The sequence below is a fragment of the Gordonia sp. Swx-4 genome, from assembly GCF_030316175.1.
Lineage (GTDB): Bacteria > Actinomycetota > Actinomycetes > Mycobacteriales > Mycobacteriaceae > Gordonia > Gordonia alkanivorans.
The window spans coordinates 4,285,128-4,298,014 of sequence record NZ_CP128197.1 but is presented as its reverse complement, the minus strand read 5'-3'; the positions used below and the strand labels follow the sequence as shown (position 1 = coordinate 4,298,014).

At 68.3% G+C, this 12,887-nt stretch carries 11 protein-coding genes; 9 read left to right on the top strand and 2 right to left on the bottom strand.

All coding sequences use genetic code 11. The features are described 5' to 3' along the window. Window positions 1-41: 41 nt before the first annotated feature. Complete coding sequence (locus tag PWF70_RS19505) at window positions 42-683, bottom strand: TetR/AcrR family transcriptional regulator (RefSeq protein WP_006358639.1); 642 nt, start codon at window positions 681-683, stop codon at window positions 42-44. Window positions 684-902: 219 nt separating this feature from the next. Here PWF70_RS19505 and PWF70_RS19500 point away from each other — a divergent pair, with 219 nt between their 5' ends. The 9 genes from PWF70_RS19500 (at window position 903) to PWF70_RS19460 (ending at window position 11,932) form a co-directional block, all read left to right on the top strand. Continuing rightward, complete coding sequence (locus PWF70_RS19500) at window positions 903-2,450, top strand: amino acid permease (RefSeq protein ID WP_006358638.1); 1,548 nt, start codon at window positions 903-905, stop codon at window positions 2,448-2,450. Between the two features lie 167 nt (window positions 2,451-2,617). Further along, the gene (locus tag PWF70_RS19495) at window positions 2,618-3,466 is read left to right on the top strand and encodes an urea amidolyase associated protein UAAP1 (protein WP_006358637.1); all 849 of its coding nucleotides are present in this window, start codon (window positions 2,618-2,620) and stop codon (window positions 3,464-3,466) included. Window positions 3,467-3,495: 29 nt separating this feature from the next. Beyond that, entirely contained in the window at window positions 3,496-4,164 is a 669-nt protein-coding gene (locus PWF70_RS19490; protein ID WP_006358636.1) for an urea amidolyase associated protein UAAP2, read from the top strand. A 53-nt stretch (window positions 4,165-4,217) separates the two neighbouring features. Then, window positions 4,218-6,272 carry a 5-oxoprolinase/urea amidolyase family protein gene (locus PWF70_RS19485; RefSeq protein WP_035755822.1) on the top strand — a complete coding sequence of 685 codons (2,055 nt, stop codon included), beginning with the start codon at window positions 4,218-4,220 and terminating at the stop codon, window positions 6,270-6,272. Then, the gene (atzF, locus tag PWF70_RS19480; RefSeq protein WP_035755820.1) at window positions 6,269-7,939 is read left to right on the top strand and encodes an allophanate hydrolase; all 1,671 of its coding nucleotides are present in this window, start codon (window positions 6,269-6,271) and stop codon (window positions 7,937-7,939) included. The genes PWF70_RS19485 and atzF overlap by 4 nt, the downstream gene beginning before the upstream one ends. 231 nt (window positions 7,940-8,170) lie before the next feature. Next, window positions 8,171-9,949 carry a hypothetical protein gene (locus PWF70_RS19475; protein WP_280073086.1) on the top strand — a complete coding sequence of 593 codons (1,779 nt, stop codon included), beginning with the start codon at window positions 8,171-8,173 and terminating at the stop codon, window positions 9,947-9,949. 181 nt (window positions 9,950-10,130) lie between these two features. Beyond that, complete coding sequence (locus PWF70_RS19470) at window positions 10,131-10,325, top strand: hypothetical protein (protein ID WP_006358632.1); 195 nt, start codon at window positions 10,131-10,133, stop codon at window positions 10,323-10,325. Between the two features lie 174 nt (window positions 10,326-10,499). Further along, window positions 10,500-11,384, top strand: a complete 885-nt coding sequence (locus tag PWF70_RS19465; RefSeq protein ID WP_035755854.1) for a DUF3558 family protein — start codon at window positions 10,500-10,502, stop codon at window positions 11,382-11,384. Next, on the top strand, window positions 11,381-11,932 hold the full coding sequence (locus PWF70_RS19460; protein ID WP_006358630.1) for a DUF3558 domain-containing protein: 552 nt from the start codon (window positions 11,381-11,383) through the stop codon (window positions 11,930-11,932). The genes PWF70_RS19465 and PWF70_RS19460 overlap by 4 nt, the downstream gene beginning before the upstream one ends. 45 nt (window positions 11,933-11,977) lie before the next feature. Here PWF70_RS19460 and PWF70_RS19455 read toward each other — a convergent pair whose 3' ends face one another. Next, window positions 11,978-12,811 carry an acyl-[acyl-carrier-protein] thioesterase gene (locus PWF70_RS19455; RefSeq protein WP_035755815.1) on the bottom strand — a complete coding sequence of 278 codons (834 nt, stop codon included), beginning with the start codon at window positions 12,809-12,811 and terminating at the stop codon, window positions 11,978-11,980. Window positions 12,812-12,887: the final 76 nt, after the last annotated feature.

Sequence of the window (12,887 nt, the reverse complement as noted above, 5' to 3'; positions counted from 1 at the left end):
TGCGTCAGGGCCGATCTCTGCTCTGGCTGCTTTCGTTCTCGCTAAGGCCGATGCTCGATCAGCATCCGGACCGCGCCGACGATCGTGTCGACGAGACCCTCGGCGGTGTGGCCGCCGAGTTCGCCGCGCTGTTCGTCGGCGCGCATCATGATGACCGACTCGACGAGGCGGAAGGGCAGCAGACAGCGCTTGTCTGCCGGATCGCCCAGCACCGCCGAGGTAAGGGCCGCGTAGGCGGCCGCGAGTTCCTGTCGCGCGGAGCGAAATTCAACGAAGCGCGGTTCCCCGACCTCGGGCAGCAGGTAGAGCGCCCCGAGGTTCCAGCGTGCGCGGGCGAGCTGTTCCACGTCGTAGCGGGCCAGGGTGAGCAGTCGCTCCAGCGCCGGTCCGTCGGCATCGAGCAGCGTGCGGGCCTGCTCGACCGAGCCGACGACCGTGGTCTCCAAGAGGTGCGCCAGGATGTCGTCCTTGGTGCTGAAGTGGTGGTACATCGAGGCCTGCCTGATGCCCACCGCCTCGGCGATCATCCGGGTCGACGTCCCGGTGTATCCGTGGCGGGTGAAGAGCTCGGCCGCGGCGTCGAGGATCTCGTCGCGAGCGGTCTCGCCCCGGCGCCTCGACGGCACCAGGCGTGGGCGCCCGGGGCTGCCGGACGTGGTGGCCGTGCGCGTGCCGGTCGCCATGATTCCTCCTGCGTTGGTGGATGTTCTCGACCTAGTTGACCATGCTCGAGAGTCCCCGGATGGCCGTGCGATCCCGCGACCTGCGCCGATTAACGCAGTCGTTACCGACGTTTTCGCAGACGGAACAGAACGGTCAATCGAAAGAAACGTGCGTTCGCTTATCTGTCACCTGACAGATACGCGCTCAACGAGGAGCTCCTCGAGAAGAAAGAACGCATCATGACCTCAACCCCGGAAAAGACCGTCGCGCAACCGGTCACCGCCCCGGCCGGTGACTTCGACGCCGACGACCTCTCCGATCTCGGTTACGACCAGCAGCTGCACCGGTCGCTCGGCAAGTTCGCCTCCTTCGCGGCCGGCTTCTCCTTCGTCTCGATCCTGACCACGGTCTTCCAGTTCTTCGGCCTGGGTTTCGGGTTCGGCGGCCCGGCCTTCTTCTGGACGTGGCCGATCGTCTACGCGGGTCAGTTCCTGGTGGCTCTGTGCTTCGCCGAAATCGCTGCGCGCTATCCGATCTCGGGTGCGATCTACCAGTGGTCGCGCCGCATGGGTGGTGAGGTCATCGGCTGGTTCGGCGGCTGGTTCATGATGATCGCGCAGGTCGTCACGGCGGCCGCGGCGGCCATCGCCCTCCAGGTGGTGCTGCCGTCGGTGTGGATGGGCTTCCAGATCGTCGGCGACGATCCCACGCTCACCAGCACCAGCGGGGCGTCGAATGCGGTCCTGTTGGGTTCGATCCTGCTGGTGATCGTCACCGCCATCAACTGTGTCGGCGTCACCTGGATGAGCCGCGTCAACAGCATCGGCGTGGTCTGCGAACTCGTCGGCGTGATCGCGGTGATCCTGGCGCTGTTCACCCACGCCCAGCGCGGTCCGGGTGTCGTCTTCGACACCGGCGTCCCCGGTCAGCAGCCCGGTTACATCTGGGCGTTCATCGTCTCGGGGCTGATGGCCGCCTACGTGATGGTCGGATTCGGCTCGGCCGGTGAACTCGCCGAGGAGACCCGCGACCCGCGCCGCGTCGCACCGCGCACCATCCGGATGGCACTGACGGTCTCGGCCATCGGCGGCGGCCTGATGCTGCTGGGCGCGCTCATGGCCGCGCCGACGCTCAGCGAGGAACTCGCCATCGGCGGCCTGCCCTACGTGCTGGACTCGGTGCTCGGAAGCTTCTGGGGCAAGGTCCTGCTCTGCGACGTCGCGGTGGCGATCTTCATCTGCACCCTCGCCATCCAGACCGCATGCTCCCGCCTGATGTTCTCGATGGCACGCGACGGCCGGCTCCCGTTCTCGAAGCAACTGGCACACGTCAATTCGCGGACGGGCACCCCGATCGCGCCATCGATCCTCATCGGCGTGCTCTGCATCGGCGTCCTGGTGGTCAACGTTGGCAACTCCGCGATCTTCGCGACGCTCGCCAGCGTGTGCATCATCCTGATCTACCTGGCCTACCTCGCCGTCACCGGTCCGATGCTCTACCGCCGGTTCCAGGGCTGGCCGCACACCGGCGGTGTCGACGCCGGCGGCCGGAAACTGTTCAGCCTCGGCCGCTTCGGGATCGTGGTGAACCTCCTCGCCGTGCTCTACGGGGCACTGATGGTCGTCAACCTCGCCTGGCCACGTGCCGAGGTCTTCGATCCCGCCGGCGACATGCCGATCCTGCGCTGGGCCGGACCGATCGTCATCGCGGTGACCGTCCTCGCCGGCATCGCGTGCTTCCCTCGCGGCAAGGAACATCCGAAGCCCGTCGACCCCGCCAAGTCCTGACTCGGGCCGAGGGTTGCGCCCACCCTTGCTGCCTGAGGTGCGAGGAGCGCAAGCCGCCGGGCTGAGTAAGCGACGAAGGAGCGCATCGAAGTCGACGAGCCACGAAGGCCCGGTGACCCGAGCTCCACAAACCCCGACCACACCCACATTCCGAGGAGACATCCGACATGACCATCACCGCCACCGGCACCGGGACCACCGCGGGAGCCCGCGAACACGCCCGGTCGCAGGCCGGTCGCATCACCGACAGCATGCCGGTCGTCCCGGCGTCGAACTGGCCGAACCCGCCCGCCGATGTGGATCCCGCTTCCCTCACCTGGGCCGAGACCGTGCCCGGGGGGAGGTACACGAGCAAGGTCCTGGCCCGCGGCACGCGGCTGAGGCTGCACGACGTCGCCGGCTCGGCCTGCGCACACATCCTGCTGTGGCGCGCCGACGCACCGTGGGAGCGGCTCAATGCGGCCGACACCGTGAAGGTTCCGTGGCAGGCCTACCTCGGTTCCGGGCATCCGCTGCTCAGTGACCAGGGACGCGTCCTGGCAACGATCGTCGCCGACGGTTCCGGGCACCACGACGCACTCTGCGGCACCACGACTCTCGCGGCCAACACCGCGAAACACGGGGACGGGAAGGTGCATTCGGCCAGCCCGGCGGGCCGTGAGATGTTCACCCTCGCCGCCGCGAAGCACGGCTTGACCCCGACCGACGTCGCCCCCTCGGTGTCGTTCTTCCACGGTGTGAAGGTCGACGACGACGGGTCGTTGCGCTCCACCGGTTCCGCGGGAGCCGACACATCGGTCGACCTGATCCTGCACCTGCCGTGTGTCGTGGCGATCGCGAACACAGCACATCCCGTCGATCCGTCGCCGACGTTCGACACCACCTCGCTCGAGGTGCTCGCGTGGAAGGCCCAGCCCGATCTCGACGCTCTGCTGGCCGGTGTCGCGGACACCGATCCCGAGTACCAGCGTGCCGTCGCCAACTCCGAAGACGTCTGGGCCGCAGCTCATTTCTGAGCTGCCCAATCTGAGAGAGGACACCACTCGTGACCACCACCATCGATCTCACCGCGGCACCCGCGGCCGATCTCGCCCTCGCTGACGGCACGGTCGTCGACGACGCCATCGTGGGCGAACGCGGCCCCTGGTCGGGCGTCGTCGCCGCCGGCGACATACTCACCATCGTCGACCTCCACGGCAATCAGGCCGTCGACACCCTCTTCTACGGGGCGGCCGATCACGCCAAGCGCTACTCGGCGCAGGCCACGATCGCCGCGCAGGGCAACATCTTCCTGACCACCGGCACCGTCATCCGCGACCAGGAGAGCGAACCGCTGATGACGATCGTCGCCGACGAGGTCGGCAACCACGACACCGTGGGCGGCGCCTGCTCGCAGGAATCCAACACCCTCCGCTACGGCCACCACACCAGGCATCAGCACGCGTGCGTCGAGAACTTCCTGATCGAGGGCAGCCGCCACGGACTCGGCAAGGCCGATCTGGTCGGCAACGTCAACTTCTTCATGAATGTGCCGGTCGATCCCGACGGCTCCCTCGGCATCGTCGACGGCCTGTCGGCCCCGGGCAAGCGCCTGGCACTCCGGGCCGAGGTCGACACCCTGGTGCTGATCTCCAACTGCCCGCAGATCAACAACCCCTGCAACGGATTCGATCCGACCGCGGTCCGCGTCATCGTGACCCGGCCCGTGGTCTGACGGCCAGTCGCGTCGATTTCCGCACCGCACAACGACCTTCGAGGAACCACACCATGACTGCCTCCACCGGGGCCGCCACGCCCGCCCCCGTCACCGTCCTGCGGTCCGGTCCGCTCACCACCATCCAGGACTGGCCCGGTCGTATCGGGTACTGGAAGGTCGGCGTCCCACCCTCCGGGCCCATGGACGACCTGTCGTTCCGCCTCGCCAACCTCGCGGTCGGCAACCCCGAGACAGCTGCTGGTCTCGAGGTCACCCTGATGGGTCCGGCGCTGCGGTTCGACGCCGACGCCGTCGTGGCCGTCACCGGCGCACCGGTGACCGTCACCGTCAACGGACGGACTGTGTCGCAATGGGTTCCGCTGTCGGTGTCGTCAGGTGACGTCCTCGACGTCGGAACAGTGGGGACGCTCGGCATGCGGGCGTACATCGCGGTGTCCGGCGGGCTCGACGCCGAGGACTACCTCGGAAGCCGTTCCACGTTCACGATGGGCCGCTTCGGGGGTCTCGACGGCCGTCCGCTCGCGGCCGGTGATCAGCTCACCCTGCTCGGCGGATCGACCGGCCCGGCGCGGCGCATCCTCGGCGACGAGCAGCCCGCCTTCACCAACACCTGGCAACTGGCGGTGACCGTCGGTCCGCACGGTGCGCCGGAGTTCTTCACCGAGGCCGACATCGGCGACGTCTTCGCCACCGACTACGAGGTGCACTTCAACTCCGACCGGACCGGCATCCGGCTGATCGGTCCCAAGCCGCGATGGGCGCGCAACGACGGAGGCGAGGCCGGACTGCACCCGTCGAACATCCACGACAACGCGTATTCCGTCGGCGCCCTGGATTTCACCGGCGACACCCCGATCCTGCTCGGGCCCGACGGCCCGAGTCTCGGCGGGTTCGTGTGCCCGGTGACGGTCGTGACCGCCCAGCGGTGGAAGCTCGGTCAGCTCAAGCCCGGTGACACGATCCGGTTCGTGGCCGTTCGCAGCGAGGCGACCGCCTCGCCGAAGGAGACCGGTCTCGGCCGGCGTGCCAGCTTCGTCGACGTTCTGTCCGCGGGCGGCGACGCCGACAACGGCATCCTCGGCTCGACGACGACCGCCGACGGATCGACGGCGGTGACCTACCGCCGCTCCGGTGACGACAACATCCTCGTCGAATACGGTGACATGCAACTGGATCTGGCCCTGCGCGCCCGCGTGCACGCGCTGAGCGAACGCATCGCCGCCGAGAAGCCCCGGGGCCTCATCGATCTCACGCCCGGCATCCGGTCGCTGCAGGTCAAAGCCGACCCGGACATGTGGTCGCAGTCCCGGATGCTCCAGTGGCTCATCGAATGTGAGAGCCAGCTGCCCGCGGCCGAGGATCTCGTGGTCCCCAGCCGAACGGTGCACCTGCCCCTGTCGTGGGACGACCCGGCCACCCGCGAGGCCATCAAGCGTTACATGCTCGGCGTGCGCTCCGACGCTCCGTGGTGCCCGTGGAACATCGAGTTCATCCGCCGCATGAACGGTCTCGACTCCGTCGACGACGTCCACCGCACGGTCTTCGACGCCAGCTACCTGGTGCTCGGCCTGGGCGACGTGTATCTCGGTGCGCCGGTTGCGGTCCCGCTGGACCCGCGGCATCGGCTCGTCACCACGAAGTACAACCCCGCCCGGACCTGGACCCCGGAGAACGCGGTCGGCATCGGCGGAGCCTACCTGTGCATCTACGGCATGGAGGGCCCCGGCGGTTATCAGTTCGTCGGACGCACCACGCAGGTGTGGAACCACCGGCACCCACAGTCGGCGCCCGGCTTCGATCCCCAGCATCCCTGGCTGCTGCGCTTCTTCGACCGCATCTCCTGGTATCCGGTCAGTGCCGAGGAACTCCTCGACATGCGCGCCGATGTCGCGGCCGGGCGCGGGGACAGCACGAAGATCGTCGACGGTGTCTTCTCGCTCGCCGAGCACCAGCAATACCTCGACGACAATGCCGCCGACATCGCCCTCCGGCGCGAGAAGATGGAGATCGCCCGCGCCGAGGAGCGTCAGAGATGGTCCGCGCAGGGCGAGTTCGCCGCCGACCTGAGCGCGGTCGGGGCCGAGAACGAGGAGCGGGTGGCATGAGCAGGGTCGACGAGATCTACATGCGGATCGCCGAGGCGGACCGTCCCGAGGTATTCATCGCGCTGCGTCCGCAGGCGGAGGTCGCTGCCGAGTACGACGCGGCTCTCGCGGCCGGCGGGCCACTGGCCGGCACCGTCCTCGCGGTCAAGGACAATGTCGACGTCGCCGGGTTGCCGACCACGGCAGCGTGCCCGGGCTACGCCTACACGCCCGCGGCCGACGCCCCGGCGGTCGCGGCATTGCGGGCCGCCGGTGCGGTGATGATCGGGAAGACGAACCTCGACCAGTTCGCCACCGGCCTCGTCGGAACACGAAGTCCGTTCGGTGCCGTTCGGGATTCGCGACGGCCCGAATACATCTCGGGCGGTTCGAGTTCGGGGTCCGCGGTGGCCGTGGCACTCGGGTTCGCCGACATCGCGATCGGCACCGACACCGCCGGTTCCGGCCGCGTGCCCGCCGGACTCCAGGGACTTGTCGGGATCAAGCCGACGGTCGGGTCGATCTCCACCGACGGCGTCGTGCCAGCGTGTGCCAGCTATGACACCGTGACGATCTTCGCGGCCGACCTGCCACTGGCGAACCGTGCGATGGCAGCGATGTCCGCCGCGCAGGGACCACGGCCGTTCGGCACGTCGGCGCCCCTGGCCGCACCGGAACGACCCGTCGTCGCCGTACCCGCCGAACTGCCGGACCTCGACGAGGCGTGGCGTGCCGCATTCGCCGAGGCGGTGCTGCGGGCCGAGGACGCCGGACTCGTGATCAAGACCATCGACCTGTCGCCCTTCCTTGCGGCGGCGAAGCTGCTGTACGAGGATGCGCTCGTCGCCGAACGACACGACGCCGTCGGCGACTTCCTGGATGCGACGGACGCGGACGACGTCGGGCTCGATCCCACCGTCGCCGGGATCATCGGTGCTGCTTCCCGATTCACCGCCGTCGACCTCCTGCGCGCACGCCGACGCCTCACCGAACTCCGTGCGGAGGCCATGGGGGAGTGGGGCGACGCGACCGTGCTGATGGTCCCGACCGCGCCGGGGCACCCGACGATCGCCGAGGTCGCCGCCGACCCGGTCGGCGTCAACTCGCGAATGGGCACGTACACCAACTTCTGCAATCTCTTCGACCTCTGCGGAATCGCCGTGCCGAGTGGCGTCGTGGCCGAAACCCAGGGCAGCGAAGCACAATTCGGTGTCACCCTGCTGGGTGCGGCGCACGAGGACGCGGTTCTCATCGAAGTGGCGGCCCGGTTCCTCGGCGTCCCCGATGTCGGGGCGTCGTGGGTGGAGACCGAGGAGTCGGTCGAGCTCGCGGTCTTCGGTGCGCACATGCGGGGCGGTCCGCTCACGCACGAACTCAGCGAACGGGGTGCCCGCTGGGCGGGGGAGATCGCGACGACGCCGACCTACCGCCTCGTCGCGCTCGACACCACTCCGCCGAAGCCCGGTCTGATCCGCGATCCTGTTGTGGGACAGGCGATCCGGGGTGAGGTCTGGCGACTGTCTGCGTCCGCGCTGGGCGAGTTCCTCGCTGCTCTCCCGGAACCGATGATGCTGGGCAAGGTCGAGGTGGCCGCCGGGGAGACCGGTCCCGCACGATGGATCGTCGGCTTCGGCTGCGCGGCCGACGCCGGTGCTGCCGGAACGGAACTCGACCGCGACCGCTGGTAGTCACGGCGTAACCGCCCGCTCCTCATCGGTATGACATCGAACCCGCAAACCGGGCTCGATGTCATACGGAACCGAGCGCCTCGCGCGATGACTGTCGACGTCCGACCTGGTCGTTTGTCCAACCCGGTGGTTTTGTGACAGGCCTCGTTTCGGCTACCAATTTTCGATTTCCGATGCTTAACTTGCTCAGCGCAAGGGGTGGGGAGAAAGAAAGTTGGACGAGTGACCAGCATGGGGCGGAACCGAACTCAGCGTTCGGAGAAGGTCGCGCGGCGCGCGGACCGCAAGCAGAAGCGTCAGCACCGCGTCGTCGCGGGCGCGGCCGCGATCGCCACGGTGGCCGCGATCGGCGCCGGGCAGGCGATGGAGCCGGCGGCCGCGGAGGCGTCCGCGATCAGTGACCTCCGAGACTGGTCGAACAGCTTCAACAAGGGGAATCCTCTCGGCGAGCTGGTGAGCGGTGTCGGAAACGGCGCGCTCGCGGACATCGCCGAAGCCTGGCGCATCGAATCCTGTGTCTCCGACGGCGCCCGCGGCGGCGCCGACTGCTCGCAGTCCAGTACCGACTTCGGCGGGATCGGCATCGCCATCGTGCTTCCCGACCGGATCGAGATCGTTCCCATCGGCGTTTACGACCCCCTGAAGAACGTGTACGACGACATCTTCTCGGGCACATTCGGTTCGATCCTGAGGACGATCGTCGGCAATCTCGGCGTGAACCTGCCGGCGACGCTTGCCGACGCCCCTGCCACCGAGGGCTCGGCAAAGGTCATCGGCAACGGTTTCCAGCTGGCGGTGGCGTTTCGCAAAGGCGACGCGACCGCCATCTCGTACCTCCCGCTCAGCATCGCGACCGCGGGCGCGAGTGACGGCCGCACGGCCAAGTCCTTCGCGCTCCTCGGCATGGCTCATGCCTGGAACACCGGCGACCTCCCGGTCACCGTGCTGGGCAAGGAGATCCTCGAGATCCCCGGTATCAAGGGCGTCGGCTGCTACGGCGGCCTCACCGGCGCCTACGCCGACGGCGTCGGAGCCTGCGCGAATGTGCTGGGCACCTTCGACTTCCGTTACCAGCAGCCCAACGGTGAGGTGCAGTTCGCGCTCACCGACCCGACGGCGCTGCTGTCAGACCCGACGGGTGTCCTCGGCGACGCCGGTCAGGAAGCGCTGCAGGGAATCCTGGCGTCGATTCTGAGCGGTTCCGGCATCGACTTCGACGGCGACTGGATGTCCCTCTCCAAGGACTTCTCCCGCCTGAGCATCGGCGGCGACTACGACCTGTTCAGCGGCAACTTCCTCCGCCTCACCAGTGACTACGGCTTCACCGGGCCGATCACCGTCGACTGGCTGGGTTCCCAGGTGACGTTCCGCCCGCTGGTCGAGGTGAACGGCGAGTACCGTCCGAACCGCCTCGGCCTCCCGGTCATCACCTTCGGGCAGCTCGACACCGGCGAGATCGTCCCGGTCATCCACATTCCGAGCTATGAGTTCCCCTTCGGCATCCCGGCGACCGGCGGCGCGGTGATCCCGCAGTCGAACGCCGTCGCCCGGGTCGCGGCCTCGGCTCCCACCGCGTTCGCGGCGTCGACCTTCGCGGAGCCGGAAGCCGCAGAGTTCGTGGGCCCCGATCTCGTGGCGGCGCCCGAGATCGCATCCGACGACTCGGGCAGCGACGTCGTCGACGAGTACGTCGGCAAGCATCGGGCGGCCGATGACGGCTACGAAGGCAAGCACCGCGCCCCTGAGGCCTCCGACGCCGGGGATTCCGACGCCGGCCCGGACAACGGCTCTGACAACGGCTCCGACAACGGTGACTCGGATTCGGACGGCGGCTCGGACTCCGCGAGCTCCGGCGGCGACGCCGGCTCGGACAGCGGTTCCAGCTCGGCCGGTGACTCCGGTTCGGACAGCGGCAGCGGCAGCTCCGGCGCCGGCCGCGACGCCGACTCGGGCAGTGGTTCCGGCAGCGACTCGGGCTCGTCGAGCGGCTCCGGCGCCGAAGCGGCCTGACACCGGCCGCCCACAGACCGGCGCCCCGGCATTGGACTCGATCCGTGCCGGGGCGTCGACCATTCTCCAGCCCCCGACCGGGGAGTCAGGGCTCACGGTCGGTCGACGGATCGACCTCCGGCCGACCCGGACGACAAATGACTACGCTGGTCGAAAAGCGGAGCCGACCAGGGAGGCCGTGATGGCGATCGATCGCGACAGAAGCAGAGCAGTGTCGGAGGTCGTCCGGCAGCATCCGGTGATGAGCCTGGTCGCGGTGTCACCGGGCGTCGCCGTGTTCGTGGTCCTGCTGGTGCTCGACCAGACGTTCCTGGCGATCCTCTTCGCCATCCTGGCCGTCGGCGGCGGGGTGTACCTGCTGTCCCGCAAGCGGTGAGCACGACGCCCGCGCGGTGAACCCCGACTCGACGATCCGCGCGGCTACAGTGGTGGCCAATGAGCCCGACCGCATCGCTGCGCGGTGCCGGCGGGCACATGCGGGTGAAGGGAGTGTGGGCGCATGATCGACGATTCGGGACGTCACCACGGCCGGACGGCCGGGTCACTGACCATGTCCACGCGCGTCGATGCCTACATCTGGGCCATCCGCCTGACCAAGACCCGATCCGCGGCGGGTGCCGCATGCCGTGGGGGCCATGTCCGCGTCAACGGCGTGACGGCCAAGCCCGCCCAGCCGGTGGTTCCGGGTGACGAGGTCCGCGTCCGGCTCGACGGGCGCGAACGCATCGTCGAGGTCACCAAGACCATCAACAAGCGGGTGTCGGCGCCGATGGCCGCCGAGTGCTTCATCGACCGGTCGCCGCCACCGCCGCCCAGGGAGATCCTGGCGAGTCAGCCGCGTCGTGACCGCGGTGCCGGCCGACCCACCAAACGCGAACGGCGACAACTCGATCGGCTCCGCGACTCGAGCTTCCTCGTCGCCTTCCTCGCCGTCGTCGTGCTGCTCGTCGGTGGTTGTTCGGACGACGAGCCGTCCGACCCGAACAGGCCGAACACCCCCGAGGCGCCCGCGCAGGCCGGTTCCGGGCCGTTCTTCGGCAAATGCGGCGGCGTGACGCTGGAAGAGGTCACCCGCATCACCGGCTTCGGCGGACTCACCGAGACCGTCAACAACACGTCGGTGTGCGAATGGGACACCACCGGCTCGCGGACAGGGGCCGTCGCCTCGTTCAACTGGTACCGCGGTTCGCCGATCGGCCGCGAAGAGGCCAACGTGAAGCTGTCGCGCGACGTGACCAACAAACTCGAGATCGACGGTCACCAGGGGTTCATCGGCTATACCCAGTCAGGCCAGATCTGTGAGGTCGGTATGGGATTCGGCGCCGACTTCTTCGAGTGGTCGATCCGGGGCGACGCGGTCGAGGCGCGGCCCATCGAGCAGATCTGCGACGCCGCACGGGAGTTGGCGAAGCTGTCCATCGAGCGTGCCTCATGAGGCGGTCACTCGCAGTCCTCGTCGCGCTCCTCCTCGGCCTGACCGCACTCGTCGGTTGCGCGCGCACGGTCGACGGTGAGCCGGTGCCGGTGGGCGCCGCCGGACAGTCCGGCAGCAGCGACATCGACACCGATCAATTCGACAAACTGCTCCTCGAGTGCGACGTGCTACCCGACGCGATGATCGCCGACGTGGTGGCCGGCGGTGGGTTCGCCGAACGGTCCTTCAGCGGTGCCATCTGCCGGTGGCTGGTGTCCGGTGCCACCGACGTCGTCAGCGTGACGTTCAACTGGTTCGAGTGGGGCAACGTCAACCTCGAGAAGGAGACGGCCAAAAAGCTCGGCTTCCAGACCGAGAACATCAAGGTCGCCAGCCAGTCCGCCTTCACCCAGCGCAGCCCCGACCGACCCGGAGTCTGCGGCGTCACCGCGAGGGCTCCGAGTCGCGGGATCTTCACCTGGTTCGTCGAACCCCGCAGCGCGCCCGCGGGCGACCCGTGCGAGGCGCCGATCAAGCTGATGGAGCTGTTGCTCCAGGGCGGTCAGTAGCCCCGGGATTTCGTAGAAGAAATGCGTGCTATGCACGCGTTTCTTCTACCGATTGGTGGGTAGCGGACCCACCGCCACGCTCGCCGCAACGACGAGCTCGTCGCCGGTACCGGGCATCATCAGCCACACGGTCAGCTGGTCGCCCTCGCGGACACGACGCAGGGTGAGGCGCGTCCCCGGCACGATCGGCCGCAGGTACTCGATGACGACGCGGTGCGGCATGTCGACGAGATCGGGGTGCTCGACCAGCTCGTCCTCGATGGCCTCGAGGTAGGCGGCGTTGTTGAGGTGCTTGAAGGGGTCGAAGTCGGTGATCCGCAGGACGTGCTCACGGTCGGGGAAGGGGATGTCCTCGGCGGCCGGGGCCTTCTCGGGGTTCATCGACTTCCATCGCAGACGGTGCTCGTCGGTCATCGACGACAACATCTCGAAGGCCTCGTCGGACAGCCGTGACGGCACGCCCTTGTCGTTGACGTTGATCCAGAACGCCTCGGTCTCGATGAGGCCGGCGGGGCGGTGGTCGGGATTGAACCGGTTGGTCTCGTGCTCGGAGGTGAGCCGCACCCGCATGTTGGTCCAGCGGGTCGACAGCGCGCCGCACCAGCGCTGGGCGGTCACCGTCGCCGGCCAGGTGATCGGCCGGATGACGTCGATGATGGTGCGCCGGACGATCCAGAAGGGCTCGGTCCTGCCGAACTCGGTGGCCTCGAGATTGTCGTTGGCGACGTCCTGCAGGTACCGCGCGACGGCGTCGAGCCGCACCCGCATGTCCTGGTCGACATCACCGGTCCGGACCCGGTATCCCGCCTGGTAGAACCGGGCGCCCTCCTTGCGGTCGGGTAGTGATCCCGCTCTCTCGCCTGACGTAACCTGGCTCACTCGGGTCCCTTCGATGGGTCGCAGGTATCTTTGCAGTTAAGATACAGTCAAGACTGAAACTAGAACACGTTCTACG